Here is a 19,180-nt window from a genome sequence, read left to right as displayed (position 1 = left end):
CGAAAAGCATCGAAAAGAAACGGGTTGGAAATCGTATGGCGTATAAAAATGAGAAACTTCATGAGGAGAAGGTGTTCAAAGATCCGGTGCATCGCTATGTCCATGTAAGGGACCGCGTCATCTGGGATCTCATTGCGACATCTGAGTTCCAGCGTCTGCGCAGGATCCGCCAGCTTGGAACGACCTATCTTACTTTCCACGGGGCAGAACACAGCCGCTTCAACCATTCTCTTGGCGTCTATGAAATTGTGAGACGGATTCTTTTCAATTTCCAGGATAGACCACATTGGGATGAGTCGGACAGGCTGCTTTCACTATGCGCTGCGCTGCTTCATGATCTCGGACATGGACCGTTTTCGCATTCATTCGAGAAAATTTTCAACTTGGATCATGAAGTGTTTACGCAGCGCATTCTGACTGGAAATACGGAAATCAACAAGGTGCTTGAGCGTGTTGAACCGGGTTTCAGCCAGAAAGTCGCTGATGTCATAGCAAAAACATCTGAGAAGAAACTTGTCGTCAGCCTCATTTCGAGTCAGATTGACGCGGACCGAATGGATTATTTGCAGCGTGATGCGTATTACACAGGTGTCAGCTACGGACATTTCGACATGGAGCGGATTTTGCGCGTCATGAGGCCGATGGATGACCAGGTTGCGATCAAGCAGTCCGGGATGCATGCGGTGGAGGACTATATCATGAGTCGCTATCAGATGTACTGGCAAGTGTACTTCCACCCTGTCACCCGCAGTGCGGAGGTCATTTTGACAAAAATCCTGCACCGGGCGAAGGAGCTTTATGGAAAGGGCTATTCATTCAAACTGAAGCCGCTCCATTTCATTTCCTTCTTCAAGGAAGATGTTTCTTTGGAAGACTATCTGAAGCTTGACGAATCGATTGTCTATTATTACTTCCAGCTATGGCAGGAAGAGTCTGACGAAATTCTCGCAGACTTATGCGAGAGATTCATGAATCGCCGCCTATTCAAATATGTCGAGTTCAATCCGCATTTGCAAATTCGCGAGTGGATGGAGCTTCACAAACTGTTCCAGCAGGCTGGCATTGAACCGAACTATTATTTGGAAGTAGATTCCTCAAGTGACCTGCCGTATGATTTCTATCGTCCGGGCGAAGAGGAAGAACGGCTGCCAATCAATCTGATCATGCCCGGCGGCGAACTGAAAGAACTGTCCCGCAACTCGGATATCGTTGAAGCGATCTCGGGCAAGAAACGAACAGATCACAAACTCTACTACCCGGATGACTTGCTTGAAGCTTGTACGGACAAAGAGCTTAAGAAACGCATATATGAAATTTTGCATGGACAAGGAGGACATGTGCGTGCTGAATAATCATGCCAAATTGGTGCATTTCTTCTCGGTGGCGAACCGCGTTGGAGGCCGTAAAAAACTGCAGAAGATGATTTATATTTTACAAAAGAACCGCATTCCGTTTGCGGAGAAATTCCAGTTCCACTTCTATGGACCGTATTCCGAGGAACTCACTTTGCGCGTTGAAGAGCTGTGCAATTTGAATCTCCTAAAGGAAGAGCGTGAGGATAAGGGGAACTACTTCCGCTACAATTATGAGATCACGCCAGAAGGAAAAGACTTTGTCGAACAGTTTGAGTTGGACATGCCTGACTTCTCTGAGCAAGTGGAGCTGTTGCAATCGAAGAGCTCTCGTTTCTTGGAGCTTGTCTCGACAATCTGCTATTTCGAGGAATTCGAAAGAGCCGAAGCAGAAGCGAAAGTCCACATCGTCAAACCGAAACAGAAATATACGGATGAAGAAATGGCAGAAGCTTGGCAGTTCATTGAAGAATTGCAAAGCAGCATGAATGTGCACTGATTTGTTCCATGCATGGATGAGGGGGAGCGTCTGAGAGGCGCTTCCTTTTTGTTTTTAGGCAACCAAAAAAGAAAAAGGTTCTTCCGAATAGGAGAACCCTCAATCAATTATTTATTCTCTGCGAAATCTTGTTTAATCTTTTTCAATAATTCAGGATCAGTTAGTGTCGTCAAGATAAAGAAGCCGATAATTTTAGCTCCGATTTCAATAACATCCCTAATATGGTCTGTTTTCATTGCTGCTGCAAATTCTGGTGTATGGTGGGCAAAGTACTTATCTGATACAGCGAGCATCGGGTGAAATGCAGGGCAAATGTGGCTAACGTTGCCGATATCGGAACTTGCTAGCATGGATCCATCGTCTTCTTCGAAAGGAACGTCCAGCTCTCTCATCACGTCACGGATTGTATCAATCCCCGGCTCATTTAGCTTCATATCAGCGAAATCTGCGTTTATGTTATGGTACTCCACTTCTGTTTCCGTGGCCATTGCAGCCCCATCAGCACACTTCTTCACTTTTTTTTCTACTTTGTCCAAATAAGCGCGATCGCTACTCCTAAGGGCAGTCTGAATTTGAGCCTTTGCAGGAATAACATTTGTAGATTCGCCGCCTTTTGTAATGATACTGGAAATACGGGTATCCGATTTTACATGCTGACGGAGCATGTCCATCCCGTGTAGTGCAAGCATCGCGCCGTTCAGAGCGTTTTTCCCTTCCCATGGCGAAGCGGAAGCATGGGCGGGCATACCTGTAAAGTTTATTTCTAAATCTGAAAGGGCGAGAAATTTAACAGCTGGCCATGTTACATTCGAATTCATATGAATCATAATGACGTAATTATAATTATCAAAATAGCCTTGTTTGCCAAGGTCGATTTTTCGACCGGCCACTTCTTCATCAGGTGTTCCGATTAAATCGATATTGCCTTCCAGATTCTCGGTCATTTTTGAAAGTGCCAATGCTGCGAGCATACTTAGGCTGCCGCTGGCACTATGGCCGCATGCATGTCCTACTTCTGGAAGGGCGTCGAATTCCATTAAGATGCCAATTCTTACATCGGAATTCACATCTTCTTTAACTGTAGCTTTGAATGCAGTTGGCAATCCACCCAACTCTTTTTCAATCTTCAAATTGTTATCTTCTAAAATAGAATAGATCTTTTTTACAGTCTCAAACTCATGGCCGGAAATCTCAGGATGTTCAGCCAAGTCATAATTGTAATTAAAAGCGACTTCCTTTAATTTTGAGAGTTCTTGTAGAAATTGTCCTTTTAATTCAGCTAGTGGTTTCATGATGCAACTCCCTAATTATTATGATGTAATTAACGTAACCATCGTCAAAAATGCACAAACGATGACAAATACAATTGCTAAAAACTTTGCGATAAATTTGAACCAGGTCCCTAATGAAATTCCTGTCATTCCGAGGACCGCCATAACAAGTGCTGATGTTGGGCTGAACAGGTTAACTGTACCGTTGCCAGCTTGAAATGCCATAATGATAATATGTTTCGGCACGCCTACAAAATCTCCCAAGCCACTCATAACTCCCATTGTCGCGGAAGCAAGGCCGGAAGTGGAGTAAATCAGGAAACTCATCGGGATATAGAAAAGGTAAGTGATGATACTGAATAGGACTGGCGGCAGATTGCTTAAGTATACTTCTCCATAATGCAGGAGTGTTGCTGTCATATAGCCATCATTCATCACTACTTGAATCCCTCTGGCAATCCCTACGATGAAGGCGACTTTCACCATGTCTTTCGCACCGTTCACAAAAGTCTCTACAATCTCTTCTTCATCCATCTTCGCAGCCAACCCAATGACAATAGACATTACCATAAAGAGGAGGGTAATCTCGGTGAAGTACCAATCCCCGGGAGGTGTGATATCTTTTCCAATTAAGCTTCCTAAGATTGGGATATGTGTGATCCAGTTCGTCAATTTCGAGAAGAATGTCCAATTTTGATTTATACTGCTCCATGGGATTAATCCTATAATCATGAGAGAAAACGTTAAGATAAAGAGCCATAATACTCTTTTCTGTGTTTGCGTGATACTGTGGTCCGTGCTTTCCAGCTTGAACCTGCGGATGTTCTTCTCACGGTCAGCGTAAACGTATGATTTCTCGGGATTCTTTTCTATTTTTGACGCATAACGATAAACGTAAAGAATCGCAATTGCAATTAAAATAACGTAAAGTGCGATTCGCCAAATTAACCCTTCACCTGGAGAAATACCTGCAGCCTGAGCAGCTACCCCTGTTGCGAAAGGGTTTACCGTTGAAGCCAGGCTGCCTACTGTAGTTGCTACTAAGATTGTGGCGACCGCTGTAATCGTATCAAGTCCGATGCTGACCATAATGGCAATCAGAAGTGGGTAAAAGGCTAATGTTTCTTCAGCCATTCCATAAATCGTCCCGCCTAGTGAGAATAAGGTCATTAGAATGATAATTAATTTCTTCTCACGACCTCGATACTTCTTCAATATCGATTCAATCCCATTATCAAGAGCTTTCGTTTTGTTGACGATTCCAAGGAACCCGCCAATAATAAGAATGAATAAGGATACCGGAATAGCCCCAGGTGTTTTGTCATTGCCAAGCATGCCGACGATGGGAGCTTTTGCTACATCCCAAAAACCTTGAGGATGAGACTCCATTATCTTATATGTACCAGGAATGAGATTCCCATTTTTGTCTGTGTCATATTGGCCAGCCGGAACAATCCAGGTTAGCACAGCAATGAGGAAAATAATTGCAAAGAGGATGGTGTAAGTTGTCGGCATTTTAAATTTATGTTTCTCTTCGTTCAATTTCATTCCTCCTGAAAAGGTTTAGGATTTCAAACAGTCTTCTTCTTACCGATAAAGCAAAAAAATGGAGTTGAATAGAATAATGGTGTCTGTCTCAGCATCTGAGTGAACCGCTTTTTTAGGAAATAATCAAGGCGAGATTGTATAAATGATTTCTATTTAAAAGTATCCCCCACAACAAAGAAAAGATACGACATACGGTTGTGGTTCTTTGGACGAGTCTATTTGTATTTCGTTCAAAGTGATTCACGAACCATTCGCATGAACGGGGGCATTTTTTGTGCTAATATGGGATTACATTGATATTGGAATAGATGGGAAGGAGAGTTGAACAATGAGTGAAGAAAAGGGCAAAAAGAAATCAAATGCTTTTACGATTATTAAAGATGATTCGACTGATGGACACGGCGGCTACGGTGTCGGTGCGATCAGTCTTGAAAATATGTCACCGGTCATTATCGACCCGGAAGAGGGCAAGGCTTTCATTGACATGGGTGCCATGCATGCCCGAAGTGAAATTGAACGCCGTGTGAAAATGCTGCCGAACAGGGAAGATGTTCCGAATGCGAAGCTGTACTGGATTTGCTGGGTTGTCGTCGAACGCGGACCGGAGGGGCCTTATTATCATGGCGCCGCTGCGAGCGAAATCCGTGTTGATAAAGAGGCGAAGCGCGGCTACAAGCGTTTGCCGGAACATGTGAAGCATATGGAGCAGTCGCTGAAAGGGAAATACGTACTCGATCATATCGATGACAAGTCAAAGCATCTGCTGCGTGACTTCCTGATCGACTTTGATAAGGATATGTGGGAGCGTGCACCAAAGGAATTGAAGGACGCGCTGTCGGATTAAGCTTTGAGGACAAAAGTGTGGAGGCTTCCTGATTCAGAGGAGATTCCGCACTTTTTTTGTTTTTCTGCAATCAAATTAAGGAATGTATTAGGTTATGGAGGTGAATGGAGTTTGAAAAAGTATTATGGATTGATGCTAATTGCCTTGCTGCTATTCCTTTGTCCGGCATGGGAAGTCTCCGCTTCCGCAGGGCAATTGAATTATGTAGCGCTTGGTGACTCTCTTGCTGCCGGCATGACCCCACAAGGCGGTCTTAACAGGAGTTATGCTGATATGCTGGCCAGTCAGATGAAAAAAGAATATCCTTTAATGTCTTTTGACAAAGGGTTCTCCATACCGGGTTACACTACTAAGGATGTATTGAAAGATATTAGGCAGAATGTGAATAGGAACATAAAGGGATTTGGGTATAAGACAAACACAATATCAATTCAGGATGCAATACAACATGCTGATTTGATCACAATTACAGCTGGGGCCAATGATATGTTCGAACATGTCAAAGTGAATAAAAAGACGAGAGGCCTAGATTATGATGAAAGGGAAGTTGCTCTAAGTCTGCAAGAGACAAAACAGAATTTGCAAAAGATCGAGTCGTTAATCAAGTCTCTGAATCCGGATGCTAAGATTTTTGTAATGGGATATTATAATCCTTTTCCTTACCTTGCTAAAGAACAGCAACCAAGAATTAATCAAGTTCTGAAACTGCTGAATAAGGAAATTGCTGCAAGCACCGAGCAATCCAATGTTGTCTTTGTTCGTACAGGAGCGGCAATTGCCAAGGACTATGAAACGTATATTCCGAACCCGAGAAATATTCATCTCAGCCTGGCAGGTTACAGCAAGGTTGCAGATCTTTTCTGGGAAAAGATGCGGCCATATGCCCTGATGCCAAATGGGCGTGCCGGCATAATACAGAGACAGTCAGATAAGGTTGGCAGATCTTCTAAGTTGTCCAGCCAGTTGACGAATTTGCAAATTGCTTCATTGCTTGGCCATTCATTGACTCAAGAATACTAATACTAGAGTTGCTTTAATAATAGTGCCAGAAACAATTTTCTGGTTCTAGACCTAATTACATTTATAAAACAGTATCTGAACAGTATAAGAAAATATATAAAAGACAGCCGCTCTCCAAAAGGGGTGCAGCTGTCTTTTTTGCGGTCACTCAATAATGGCTTTCCACTTATCAACCATTTCTTTGCGCCGCTTTTTCTCTTCTTTTTGTTTCTTTTTCTCTAGATTCGGATCAATTGGTGGTTTGTCCTCTGATTCGAACCAGTCTTTCGCCAGATCCTCGCCATGCATGTGGATCGTACACGTTTCCTTTGGAGCAGACTTCTTCTCGAAATACATGACGCGGCTGTTATTGCAATAAGGGGTTGCGCGCAGGCCGGTCTCGGGATCAACCTTTACTGGAACAACGCCTGCAGGGACGAGGAAAGGTAATTTTCTCTCAGGGTCATGTGCCTGCTCCATGAACCCGGCCCAAATATTTTTCGCATAGCCCATTTCGTCTGCATTTTCTATTTTCTTGTTGTCATCATAGCCAGTCCAGACTCCGACTGCGAGCTCCGGGCTATAACCAATCATCCAGCTGTCACTGTCTGTTGAGCCAGTCTTTCCCGCGTATTCGCGCGTGAGCTGTTTTGAGATTGACGCGCCGGTTACTTGCATATAGCCATTTAGTTTTTCATCAAAAATGCCGGTCATAAGATGGGTGAGAATGAATGCTTTAGAGCGGTCCAGCACTTGTTGACCTGTCTTTGTATCGTTTTCATACAACGTATCGCCGCTTGCATCTTCAATCTTCCGGACTGTATGCAGGTCCACCTTTTGTCCGCCGTTTGCGATCATGCTGTAGGCAGAAACCATTTCCTTTACGGACACTTCATAGCTGCCAAGTGCCAGGGAAGGGACAGGAGCGAGCTTGCTTTTGATGCCGAAGATTCTGGCAGTACGGACAAGTGTCTCTGGCTTCAGGAACATGTTCGTCTTCACGGCATAAATATTATCGGAAAGTGCGAGTGCCTGAGCCATCGTAATCGGTTTGTTCGCATAATAGCCATTGTAGTTATTTGGTTCGTATACTTTGCCGTCTTCCAGCTCGAATGAGGTCGGTGAGCTCATGAGCGGTGTGCTTGCTGTATATCCTTTTTCGAGTGCTGCGTAATAGAGGAGCGGCTTGAATGTCGAGCCGGGCATCCGGACAGCGGAGACAGCACGGTTGTAAGTGCTCTTCTCATAATCTCTACCGCCTGCAATTGCCCGAAGTTCTCCTGTGTGCGGATCCATGGCAATGGCACCGACTTCCATCTTCGTCTCCGGCTTCATGTCCTTCTCAATTTGTTCATCGAGCTTTTCCTGCATGGAAACATCCAACGTGGTGTAGATTTTATAGCCGCCGGATCTCAACGATTCAATATCTTTATCGAGCAGTTTGGCAGCTTCACGGTCAACCATATCTTGAAAGTAGGGGCCGACTTCATCCTTGCTTCGCTCCCCAGGTTCGTTGTAAACGAGCTGTTCCGAAACGGCCTGTTCATATTCCGCACTTGTGATGTACTGTTCCTTTTGCATCACTTTCAGAATGAGCTGCTGTCTCGCTGTGGCTCTTTCTTTATCATTGAAAGGAGAATAGTATGTCGGGCCTTTCGGGATACCGGCGAGCATGGCCGATTCTGCAATCGTCAGATCACTAGCATGTTTGTTGAAATAATAGCGGCTCGCTGCTTCCACTCCATAGGCACCGTGGCCGTAATAGACGCGGTTCAGATAGCCTTCGAGAATTTCTTGTTTTGAGTAGTACATTTCGAGTCTTGTTGTATAGTAGGCTTCCTTCGCTTTTCGAGTCCATGTCTTTTCATGCGAAAGGTATAAATTCCGCGCATACTGCTGGGTTAGTGTGCTGGCGCCTTCTTTTAAAGAGAGGGTCCGGATGTCCGCCAAAATAGATCCGCCGATTCTCTTGAAGTCAAAGCCGTGATGGTTGTAAAAGTTACGATCCTCGATAGCAATTGTTGCATTGACGAGGCTTGGTGTGATTTCACTGAGAGGGACATAGTTCTGGCTATTGCCGGAAGTCTTGTCAATCCGTTCATCATCCTTGCTGTAGTAGACAGTCTTCTCTACAGATCCGATTGGCGGTGGGCCAGCAATGTAGCTTGCCGCGTACATGCCACCGATGACCATGACTGGGAGCATGATGCAGATCAGGATGAACCATTTCAAAATCCGTCTTCTCTTTCTTCGTTGCATGCGGCGCGATGTTCTCATTCTCTCACCTCTGGTTCAGTAATCCTTCTGTTAGTCGCTATTATGGGAAGAAATGGACAATAATAAACACATAGAGCTGAAGAAAGCAGTTATCTGACATCTCGAGGCGAGAGATTCCTATTGCCTAAGCGGGTTGGAGAGGGCTATAATAGAAAATTATATTGTTCATCTCAGGTTCAGGAGCGATTGGAATGAAATCTGACAAAATACCCGTATTGATCAGACTGGAGACTGTGATCTCCGATGACAATGGGGAAGAGAGAAACAGCTCAAGCCACACTGGGATGCTGAGACGTGTGGAACATGCCGATGTCATTACGTATGAAGAGGAATACGAAGGAAGCATGATCCGCAATCTCGTGACAGTGAAGTCCGCTTCCGCAAGCATTAAACGGTCGGGCGCTGTTGGCATGCACCAATCTTTTAAGCCGGACGGCATTACAGAGAATGTCTACCAGCATCCGCACGGTTCTCTTCATATGGAGACGCGGACAGAGCGTTTCTTTCATGGGAAAGGGCCTGAGGGCGGCAAGCTAGAGATTGCCTATACAGTCAGGCTCAATGGACAGGAAGAACGGAATCATCAACTAATGTTCGAATATGAGAAGGAGGCGGACGGCGAATGAACGTCTTGTCACAAACAGAAGATCAGCTGAAACAGGCCATTGCAGATGCAGTCCTCAAGGCCGAGCTTGCAACGGCTGCAGAAATGCCCGATATCATCTTGGAAAAACCGAAAGACAAACAGCATGGCGACTTTGCGGCGAATATTGCGATGCAGCTCGCACGCATTGCGAAGAAAGCACCTCGCCAGATCGCTGAAGACATCGTGAACACCCTTGATAAATCTAAGGCTTCCGTTGATGAAATTGAGATTGCCGGACCTGGTTTCATCAATTTCTTCATGAAAGAAGATTATCTTGGAGACCTTGTCAAACTCATTCTTGATGAAAAAGCCGACTATGGTAAAACTGGTGCTGGTAATGGGCAACGCATCCAAGTTGAATTCGTATCTGTAAACCCGACAGGCGACTTGCACCTTGGACATGCCCGTGGCGCTGCATTTGGCGATGTACTTTGCAATGTGCTTGCAGCAGCTGGCTATGACGTCGACCGTGAATACTATATCAATGATGCAGGAAGCCAGATTGATAATCTTGCGAAGTCTGTGGATGCTCGTTATTTCCAAGAGCTTGGTGAAGACCGTGAAATGCCGGAAGACGGCTACCATGGTGAAGATGTCATCGGCATTGCCAAAGCCCTTGTCATGGAATACAAAGAGAGCTGGACGGAGAAGTCAGAAGAAGAGCGTCTTGATTTCTTCAAGGAATATGGATTGAAGTACGAGCTGAACAAGCTTCGTGTCGACTTGGACCGCTTCGGTGTCTTCTTTGACAATTGGTTCTCAGAAAGAAGTCTTTACAAGGACGGCAAAATTGACGATGCTTTGAGAAAGCTCGCCGAGGGTGAGTATACGTATCAGAAAGAGGGCGCGCTCTGGTTCCGCTCCACAGACTTCGGTGATGACAAAGACCGTGTTCTTATTAAAAATGATGGCAACTATACGTATTTGACTCCGGATATCGCTTACCATAAGGACAAGCTTGATCGTGGTTATGACAAGATCATCAACGTTTGGGGTGCAGACCACCACGGATATATTCCGCGCATGCGCGCAGCAATCCAGGCGCTTGGCTATCCAGCAGACAAAATGGATGTGAAAATCATCCAGATGGTGAACCTGTTCGAAGGCGGCGAAAAGATGAAAATGTCGAAGCGGGCAGGGAAGCTCGTTGCATTGCGTGACCTGGTTGATGAAGTAGGTGTTGACGCAGTCCGCTACTACTTCCTGACACGTTCGAATGACTCTCAGCTCGACTTCGATGTGGAACTCGCAAGATCCCAGTCCAACGACAACCCGGTCTTCTACGTTCAGTACGCACATGCCCGCATTTGCACAATGCTGAAGCAGGCTGAGAGCAAAGGCTTTAACGTTGATGGCGATTTTGACGCGAGCTTGCTTACTTCTGAAAAGGAACTCGACCTGTTGAAACAGCTCGGGGCATTCCCACAAGCAGTAGCAGATGCCGCTGAGAAATTCGCGCCGCATAAAATGACGCAATACGTTTTCGAACTCGCTTCTGCACTACACAGCTTCTACAATGCAGAAAAAGTACTCGATCCGGAAAACAAAGAATTGACGCAATCCCGCATTGCACTCATGAGAGCAGTCCGCATTACATTGCAGAACAGCTTGAAGCTGCTCGGCGTTAAAGCACCTGAACAAATGTAACGGAAAAAGTTTTCATTACAGCTGGCATAAGCCACCCATTTTCGGGTATAATGGGTGGTATTGTTTTTTGAACGTTAACTCACAGGACGTGCTAATGCAGGCGTTGCGACCTGGCAGGCAGCAATCCTGGCTTTTCTAAAACCCGGACTGTTTTGCAGAACACCCGACAATGAGAATGAAGAGGAGTGTGTGGAAGTGAATCACAGCCAAGAAGAATTGAAGAATGTGGCCATGATTGACCTGGCGAACATGCTTATGAAAGATGAGAAAAAAGCTCTCGATTTCCACGAAGCTTTTGATAGAATTGCCAAAATCAAAGGATTTTCAGAAGGTGAAAAGGATGAACAGCTTGTCCAGTTCTACACAGATTTGAATGTGGACGGCAGATTCATGACAATCGGTTCGAACGTATGGGGTCTGAAGCGCTGGTATCCGGTCGACCAGATTGATGAGGAAGTTGCAGCTGCGCCTACGAAAAAGCGCAAGAAAGCTGTTAAGGATGAAGATGAGGACTTCGACGAAGATTATGTATTCGAAGAAGAGGAAGAACTTGAGCTTGAAGCTGGTTTCGACGGTGACGAGGAAGAAGAGGAAGAAGGCCTTGAAGCAGATCGAATCAAGAACAAGGACTTTGACGACGACGAAGATGATGAAGATGACGAAGCGAACGTATTCGCGGAAGGCTTCGATATCATTGATACAGATGAGGAAGACGAAGAGTAAAGCGGAAAACGCTTCTTGACTTTTAATAGTGAGATGAGTACAATTTTTCTTGGGCTCTCAATATTTAAAATCAAGCGTTTCCCCTGTTTTTCGGGGGAACGCTTTTCTTGTTTGCCACCTGAATGAAATTTCAATCGGCAGTTCGCTGCCTGAACCTAATATATACACTGCATGTAGAAAGAGGGATGAGTTTTGACTAAATACATTTTTGTCACTGGTGGCGTTGTATCTTCACTTGGCAAGGGCATTACAGCGGCTTCCCTGGGCCGTTTGCTGAAAAATCGCGGATTGAAGGTAACACTTCAGAAGTTCGATCCATACATCAACGTAGACCCGGGAACAATGAGCCCGTACCAGCACGGTGAAGTATTCGTAACAGAAGATGGGGCTGAAACAGACCTTGACCTTGGTCACTACGAACGTTTCATCGATATCAACTTGAACAAGTATTCCAACATTACGACTGGTAAAGTATATTCCAGTGTCATTGCCAAAGAACGCCGCGGTGATTATCTTGGTGCTACAGTTCAGGTCATCCCGCATATTACGAATGAAATCAAAGAACAAGTATTGCGCGCCGGCCAGGAAACGAAGGCAGACGTCGTTATTACTGAAATCGGCGGTACTGTTGGTGATATCGAATCTCTTCCATTCCTTGAAGCGATTCGCCAAATCAAAAATGATATCGGACGTAACCACGTCATGTATGTTCATTGCACACTCGTACCATTCATCAAGGCTGCCGGTGAAATCAAGACTAAACCGACACAGCATAGCGTTAAGGAATTGCGTTCACTCGGTATCCAGCCTGATATGATCGTGCTTCGTACAGAGTATCCGATCAGCCAGGACATCAAGGATAAGATTGCTTTGTTCTGCGATACGAATAAAGAAGCAGTTGTTGAAATGCGCGATGCTGATACATTGTACCAAGTACCACTTGCTCTTCAAGAGCAGCATGCGGATGATCTTGTCTGCAAACATTTCGGTCTGGATTGTGCACCAGCTGATATGGAAGAGTGGAAGCAGCTTGTTGATAAAGTACGCGGTTTGTCGAAAAAAGTTCACATCGGCCTTGTCGGTAAATATGTGGAACTTCCAGATGCATACCTTTCTGTAGCTGAATCTCTTAAGCACGCAGGTTATGCATATGATACAGATATCGAAATCCATTGGATCAATGCTGAAGAATTGGATAGCGAATCAATCCGTGAAGAATTGTCTCACGTTGATGGTATTCTTGTTCCAGGCGGCTTCGGTGATCGCGGTATTGAAGGCAAGATTGAAGCGATCCGCTATGCACGCGAGAACAAGATTCCGTTCTTCGGTATTTGCCTTGGTATGCAGTTGGCAACTGTTGAATTTGCCCGTAATGTAGCCGGTCTTGAAGATGCACACTCAGCTGAATTCCAGCCACAGGCGAAGCATCCAATCATCGACTTGCTTCCTGAACAGAAAGGTATTTCCGATCTTGGAGGCACATTGCGTCTTGGGGCTTACCCTTGCAAACTTGTTGATGGTACGAAGACAAAAGAAGCTTATGGCAACGTTGATATGGTCGATGAGCGCCATCGCCACCGTTATGAGTTCAATAACGACTATCGCGAGCAGCTTGAAGGCAAAGGACTTGTCTTCTCTGGTACGAGCCCAGACGGACGTCTTGTTGAAACAATCGAGCTTCCGGATCACCCTTGGTTCGTCGCTTGCCAGTTCCATCCTGAGTTCAAGTCTCGTCCAACACGCCCACAAGAACTCTTTGCAGGTTTCGTAGGAGCAGCTGTAAAGCACCAAGGTTAATATCCAAGAGATTTCCTAAAACAATTCAATAGAGGAATGTATCTTAATTCCGGCAAGTAACATCTCCGTCAGACAGGACGGAGATGTTTTTTGTTCAATATGTCTGTTAATGCAGATGTCAAGCAGGAATTGTACATCCCTAGGTCGAATTAAGCCGAGAATAGAGAAAAGCAGGGAAAAGCCGAGAGAGCTAGAGAGAGAGCTTTTCAGCAAGAATTCTTTTGCTGAATGACAATTCATCTAATAACATACATATATTGGACGAAGAACAGGGGATGATAGTCTATGGCGGAGATTCTGGTGGTGGATGACCACACGGGTATTCGCTTGCTTTTGCAAGAAACATTTACGCATGAAGGGTATGAAGTACATACGGCTTCAACGGGGCAGGATGCACTGAATATGCTGCAGAAACATACTTATAAACTTTTGATGCTTGATAATCAGCTTCCGATCTACTCAGGAATTGAGGTGATCGAGCAGATGCAGATACTCGGAATATATGTGCCGACTGTTTTTATGACGGGCATGCGTGACGGGATTGCCTGCGAAGATTGGCTCGGTCAAGTGACAGAAGCGGTGATTGAAAAACCATTCAATTTACAGGATGTTTGCAGCCTGGCACGTTACATAATTGAAGGCGGAACAAGTTAATACAGTCAAATGTTGCGCCATGCAGAGCGAGTTGGTATTCTTAATAAGTGAGTGGGAGAAACTGACTGCGACCCTGATTGGTAAATGGGAATTGCAGATTGACTGGTGTAGGGATGGGGTGCATCCCTTGTCAGCTGCAGAACTATTGCAATTCAGCAATCCAGGATCTGTCACAACCTGAGAAGTTGTGGCAAGAACATATGGCACAGTCCATGCAACAAAAGGAGCGACTAATATGAAATTTTTCATTGATACAGCCAATATCGACGAAATCAGAAAGGCCAATGAGCTTGGTATTCTGGCAGGTGTTACAACGAATCCAAGTCTTGTGGCAAAAGAAGGCGTCTCTTTCCATGACCGTCTCCGTGAGATTACAAAAGAGGTTGCCGGTTCAGTAAGCGCTGAAGTTATTGCTGAAGATGCTGAAGGCATGATTAAGGAAGGTAAGGAACTGGCTGCCATTGCACCGAACATTACGGTGAAAGTTCCGATGACATTGGAAGGCTTGAAGGCGGTTAAAGCATTCAGCGATCTTGGGATCAAAACGAATGTAACGCTTATTTTCAATGCGAACCAGGCTTTGCTCGCAGCGCGTGCAGGAGCGACATATGTTTCTCCATTCCTTGGACGTCTTGATGATATTGGACAAAACGGAGTCGAGCTGATTGCTCAGATTTCTGATATTTTTGATATACATGATATTCCGACTCAGATCATTGCAGCATCAATCCGCCATCCGCAGCATGTTACGGAAGCGGCTCTTAATGGAGCGGATATCGCTACAATTCCATTCAAAGTATTGAGCACACTTGCAGCTCATCCACTAACTGATAAGGGAATTGAGATCTTCATGAAAGACTGGAACAACCGCAAGTAATTAAGTTCGTGATGAGTTGACCGCAGCTTTGTATTTTGGAACAATAGATTGAAAAGAGGTCGAGTCATGCAAAAAATGTTAATCGAAGGTGGCCGCACACTGTCGGGTACAGTGAAAATCGGGGGCGCGAAAAACAGCGCTGTCGCGTTGCTGCCTGCCGCTATTTTGGCTGATTCCGAAGTGACAATAGAGGGTTTGCCTCAAATTTCGGATATGAATGCGCTAAGTGAACTGTTGCAGGAAATCGGCGGTGAAGTGAGATGGGATGGGTCAACTGTCCATATCGATCCGTCAAAGATGATTTCCATGCCGTTGCCGAATGGACATGTGAAGCAATTACGCGCTTCTTATTACTTCATGGGTGCTATGCTCGGACGATTTAAACAAGCAGTAATCGGACTGCCTGGGGGCTGTTATCTCGGTCCGCGTCCGATTGACCAGCATATTAAAGGATTCGAAGCACTTGGTGCTAAAGTGACGAATGAACAGGGAGCAATCTACCTGCGTGCCGAGGAATTGCGCGGTACGACAATTTATCTGGATATTGTTAGTGTTGGCGCCACGATCAACATCATGCTTGCTGCCGTTCTCGCAAAAGGGAAGACGGTTATTGAGAATGCTGCAAAGGAACCTGAAATCATCGATGTCGCAACATTGCTTACGAATATGGGAGCGAAGATTAAGGGTGCAGGCACTGATGTGATCCGCATTGAAGGGGTAGAATCTTTGCATGGTACGAAGCATACGATTATCCCGGATCGGATCGAAGCCGGTACTTATGCAATCGCTGCTGCAGCTGTCGGCGGTGAAGTGCTCATTGATAATGTCATTCCCCAGCATCTTGAGTCACTCTTGGCAAAATTGCGTGAAATGGGCGTCCGCATTGAGGAAAAGGATGATCAACTTCTCGTCATTGGCGGCGGGAAGCTGAAAGGCGTGGACATCAAGACACTTGTCTACCCGGGATTCCCTACAGATTTGCAGCAGCCTTTCACAAGCCTTCTGACCAAAGCTGAAGGTGTCGGCATCGTGACGGATACAGTTTATACTGCACGACTGAAACATATCGATGAGTTGCGCCGGATGAATGCGCCGATCAAAGTCGAGAGCGGATCTGCGATTGTATCAGGTCCTGCGAAGCTTGAAGGCGCTAGAGTAAGGGCATCGGACCTTCGTGCTGGAGCTGCTCTTGTCATTGCCGGGCTCATGGCGAGCGGTGTGACTGAAGTAACAGGACTTGAGCATATCGACCGTGGTTATGAAGATTTGACAGGCAAACTGACATCTCTTGGAGCCAGTATATGGCGTGATGAAATGACGGTTGACGAAGAGGAACAGACGAAGAATTCCTAAAAGATTGGTACACCAGCCAAAACATGAAAGTGGCGAGAACGCACTAAAGGAGAGATCATCAATGGAACGTAGTCTAACAATGGAAATTGTACGCGTAACGGAAGCAGCAGCACTTTCAGCAGCACGCTGGATGGGTAAAGGTCAGAAAAACGAAGCGGATGGTGCAGCAACTGAAGCTATGCGTAAAGTGCTTGGCACAATTCCGATGAACGGAAAAGTCGTTATCGGCGAGGGAGAAATGGACGAGGCTCCAATGCTGTATATCGGCGAAGAACTTGGTACTGGTTCCGGACCTGATGTAGATATTGCAGTAGACCCAGTGGAAGGCACGAGCATCGTGGCAAACGGTTCATGGAACGCACTTGCTGTTATTGCAATTGCGGACAGAGGCCACTTGCTTCATGCGCCGGACATGTATATGAAGAAAATTGCAGTAGGCCCGGAAGCGGTAGGTAAGATCGATATTAACGCATCTGTTACTGATAACTTGAAAGCAGTTGCTAAAGCGAAGAACAAGGACATTGAAGAAGTTGTCGCAACTATTCTTGATCGTCCGCGCCACAAGGAAATCATTGATGAAATCCGCCAAGCAGGCGCTCGCATCAAACTGATTGAAGCAGGAGATGTTGCAGCTGCAATTAACACTGCTTTTGATTCAACTGGTGTTGACATCCTATTCGGTACTGGTGGTGCTCCTGAAGGTGTAATCTCGGCTGTAGCCTTGAAATGCCTTGGTGGTGAAATGCAGGGAATCCTAATGCCGGAAGACGATGAACAGCGCGAGCGCTGCAAGAAGATGGGCATTGAGGATATTAACAAAGTATTCTATATGGACGACTTCTGTGGCGGAGATGATGCAATCTTTGCAGGAACAGGCGTCACAGATGGCGAATTGCTTAAAGGCGTTCAGTTTAAAGGCGGCAAAGCGAAGACACAGACAATGGTTATGCGTGCGAAGAGCGGTACAGTTCGTTTTATTGAAGGTGAACACAGACTCGATCTTAAACCGAACCTTGTCATTGAATAATTAAGAACCAGCTGCGGCGGCTCATCCGCTGCAGCTGCTTTTTCATGAAAGTTGCCGCATTATCTGTCGGCATTTTTCTGATTTTTTTATTGAATTAGCGGTTCCTGTTACACCGGCAAATGCAAGATTGCAAACTTCTATCATATAGCTTCTACAATTGCCTTCAACCGATCAATCTGTTACAGCTTCTGCTGCCAGTTTGATCCTCCAATTGGAAATCGAATCTCACTTTTTTAAATAACTCATAAGAATAGGCGTGATAATAGAATGAGCGGATTGACAATATCAAAACTGGAAACTTTGACTTTGAAAGAAATCTATAATCTGGCACGCGAGTACAAAGTCTCGTATTATGCCAAACTGACAAAACGTGAACTCATTTTCGCTATTTTGAAAGCGCAGGCGGAAAAAGACGGGTTCTTCTTCATGGATGGTATTCTTGAAATCATCCCTTCGGAAGGATTCGGATTTTTGCGTCCGATCAACTATGCGCCAAGTGCAGAGGACATTTACATTTCTGCATCTCAAATTCGCCGATTTGATTTACGTAATGGGGATAAAGTTTCCGGAAAAGTGCGTCCGCCTAAAGAAAATGAGCGCTACTTCGGTCTGTTGCATGTAGATGCAGTCAATGGCCAGAATCCTGATTCAGCGAAGGAACGTGTTCACTTCCCGGCACTTACTGCCCTCTATCCGGATCGTCTTATGAAGATGGAAACGGAACAAAACCAATTGTCGACGCGAATTATGGATATGATGGCTCCAGTCGGCTTCGGGCAGCGCGGTCTTATTGTTGCTGCACCAAAGGCGGGTAAGACAATTTTGCTTAAGCAAATTGCCCACAGCATATCAACAAATCACCCGGATACGAAGCTGATCATCCTTCTCGTTGACGAACGTCCTGAGGAAGTAACAGACATTGAGCGCTCCGTTCATCCGAATGTTGATGTTGTCAGCTCGACTTTCGATGAAGTACCGGAAAGCCATATCCGAGTTTCTGAGCTTGTGCTGGAGCGGGCGATGCGTCTTGTAGAGCATAAGCGCGATGTCGTTATTCTTATGGATAGCATTACTAGACTCGCCCGTGCGTACAACTTGGCGATTCCACCAAGCGGACGGACACTTTCTGGTGGTATTGACCCGGCAGCATTCCACCGTCCGAAACGATTCTTCGGAGCAGCACGCAACATTGAAGAAGGCGGAAGTCTGACAATCCTTGCTACAGCGCTTGTTGATACAGGTTCACGCATGGATGACGTTATTTATGAGGAATTCAAAGGAACAGGCAATATGGAACTCCATCTCGATCGCCAGCTCGCTGAACGCCGCATCTTCCCGGCAATCGATATTTTGCGTTCCGGGACACGAAAAGAAGAACTACTTCTGCCAAAAGAAGATCTCGAGAAAGCTTGGGCCATGCGCAAATCAATGCAGGACTCCCATGAATTCCTCGAACGCTTCCTGAAAAAACTCCGCAACACAAAAAGCAACGAAGACTTCCTAGCGCAGGTAGAGGAAGAAATGAAGAGGAAAAAATAGTGTGAAACTGGCTCTTCCAGAAACGCAGCTCATAAGCATTTCACCGGAAAAGTCCTGATTTTGGACTTTGTAGGAGAAAGACTTATGACGCAAGTTTCTAGCCAGTTGAACCGGATTAAAAAATAGA

The 19,180-nt window shown here is 45.5% G+C and carries 16 protein-coding genes; 13 read left to right on the top strand and 3 right to left on the bottom strand.

Annotated elements, in window-relative coordinates; all coding sequences use genetic code 11:
* Positions 1-35 precede the first annotated feature (35 nt).
* Positions 36-1,352 carry an HD domain-containing protein gene (locus QR721_RS11455; RefSeq protein ID WP_348027070.1) on the top strand — a complete coding sequence of 439 codons (1,317 nt, stop codon included), beginning with the start codon at positions 36-38 and terminating at the stop codon, positions 1,350-1,352.
* Positions 1,342-1,851: a YwgA family protein gene (locus QR721_RS11450; RefSeq protein WP_348027068.1), complete on the top strand. Its 510-nt coding sequence runs from the start codon at positions 1,342-1,344 to the stop codon at positions 1,849-1,851. Before QR721_RS11455 ends, QR721_RS11450 begins: the two co-directional genes overlap by 11 nt.
* A 107-nt stretch (positions 1,852-1,958) precedes the next feature.
* Here QR721_RS11450 and QR721_RS11445 read toward each other — a convergent pair whose 3' ends face one another.
* Positions 1,959-3,143 (bottom strand): amidohydrolase, encoded by a 1,185-nt coding sequence (locus QR721_RS11445; protein WP_348027066.1) that lies wholly within the window; start codon positions 3,141-3,143, stop codon positions 1,959-1,961.
* Positions 3,144-3,161: 18 nt separating this feature from the next.
* The gene (locus tag QR721_RS11440; protein ID WP_348027065.1) at positions 3,162-4,664 is read right to left on the bottom strand and encodes a YfcC family protein; all 1,503 of its coding nucleotides are present in this window, start codon (positions 4,662-4,664) and stop codon (positions 3,162-3,164) included.
* Between the two features lie 334 nt (positions 4,665-4,998).
* Between QR721_RS11440 and QR721_RS11435 the strand changes: the two genes are divergently transcribed.
* A complete protein-coding gene (locus QR721_RS11435) occupies positions 4,999-5,514 on the top strand; it encodes a YwhD family protein (protein ID WP_348027063.1) in 516 nt (171 codons plus the stop codon).
* Positions 5,515-5,625: 111 nt separating this feature from the next.
* Entirely contained in the window at positions 5,626-6,534 is a 909-nt protein-coding gene (locus tag QR721_RS11430; protein WP_348027061.1) for a GDSL-type esterase/lipase family protein, read from the top strand.
* 144 nt (positions 6,535-6,678) lie between these two features.
* Here QR721_RS11430 and QR721_RS11425 read toward each other — a convergent pair whose 3' ends face one another.
* The gene (locus tag QR721_RS11425; RefSeq protein WP_348027059.1) at positions 6,679-8,790 is read right to left on the bottom strand and encodes a transglycosylase domain-containing protein; all 2,112 of its coding nucleotides are present in this window, start codon (positions 8,788-8,790) and stop codon (positions 6,679-6,681) included.
* A gap of 191 nt (positions 8,791-8,981) precedes the next feature.
* Between QR721_RS11425 and QR721_RS11420 the strand changes: the two genes are divergently transcribed.
* The 9 genes from QR721_RS11420 to rho all read left to right on the top strand — a co-directional run bounded on the left by QR721_RS11420 (position 8,982) and on the right by rho (position 19,053).
* Entirely contained in the window at positions 8,982-9,416 is a 435-nt protein-coding gene (locus tag QR721_RS11420; protein WP_348027057.1) for a YwiB family protein, read from the top strand.
* On the top strand, positions 9,413-11,083 hold the full coding sequence (argS, locus tag QR721_RS11415; RefSeq protein ID WP_348027055.1) for an arginine--tRNA ligase: 1,671 nt from the start codon (positions 9,413-9,415) through the stop codon (positions 11,081-11,083). Before QR721_RS11420 ends, argS begins: the two co-directional genes overlap by 4 nt.
* A gap of 195 nt (positions 11,084-11,278) precedes the next feature.
* A complete protein-coding gene (rpoE, locus tag QR721_RS11410; RefSeq protein ID WP_348027053.1) occupies positions 11,279-11,806 on the top strand; it encodes a DNA-directed RNA polymerase subunit delta in 528 nt (175 codons plus the stop codon).
* A gap of 192 nt (positions 11,807-11,998) precedes the next feature.
* A complete protein-coding gene (gene pyrG / locus QR721_RS11405) occupies positions 11,999-13,603 on the top strand; it encodes a CTP synthase (RefSeq protein ID WP_348027051.1) in 1,605 nt (534 codons plus the stop codon).
* 285 nt (positions 13,604-13,888) lie between these two features.
* Positions 13,889-14,257, top strand: coding sequence for a response regulator (locus QR721_RS11400; protein ID WP_348027049.1), 369 nt, complete (start codon positions 13,889-13,891; stop codon positions 14,255-14,257).
* 235 nt (positions 14,258-14,492) lie between these two features.
* On the top strand, positions 14,493-15,134 hold the full coding sequence (gene fsa / locus QR721_RS11395; RefSeq protein WP_348027047.1) for a fructose-6-phosphate aldolase: 642 nt from the start codon (positions 14,493-14,495) through the stop codon (positions 15,132-15,134).
* 66 nt (positions 15,135-15,200) lie between these two features.
* Positions 15,201-16,487: a UDP-N-acetylglucosamine 1-carboxyvinyltransferase gene (gene murA / locus QR721_RS11390; RefSeq protein ID WP_348027045.1), complete on the top strand. Its 1,287-nt coding sequence runs from the start codon at positions 15,201-15,203 to the stop codon at positions 16,485-16,487.
* Positions 16,488-16,548: 61 nt separating this feature from the next.
* Complete coding sequence (gene glpX / locus QR721_RS11385; protein ID WP_348027043.1) at positions 16,549-17,514, top strand: class II fructose-bisphosphatase; 966 nt, start codon at positions 16,549-16,551, stop codon at positions 17,512-17,514.
* Between the two features lie 267 nt (positions 17,515-17,781).
* On the top strand, positions 17,782-19,053 hold the full coding sequence (rho, locus tag QR721_RS11380) for a transcription termination factor Rho (protein WP_348027041.1): 1,272 nt from the start codon (positions 17,782-17,784) through the stop codon (positions 19,051-19,053).
* Positions 19,054-19,180: the final 127 nt, after the last annotated feature.

It is taken from the genome of Aciduricibacillus chroicocephali (genome assembly GCF_030762805.1).
In the GTDB taxonomy this organism is placed as follows: Bacteria; Bacillota; Bacilli; order Bacillales; family Amphibacillaceae; genus Aciduricibacillus; species Aciduricibacillus chroicocephali.
The sequence above is the reverse complement of the archived record's forward strand: the minus strand, read 5'-3'. Positions and strand labels throughout refer to the sequence as shown.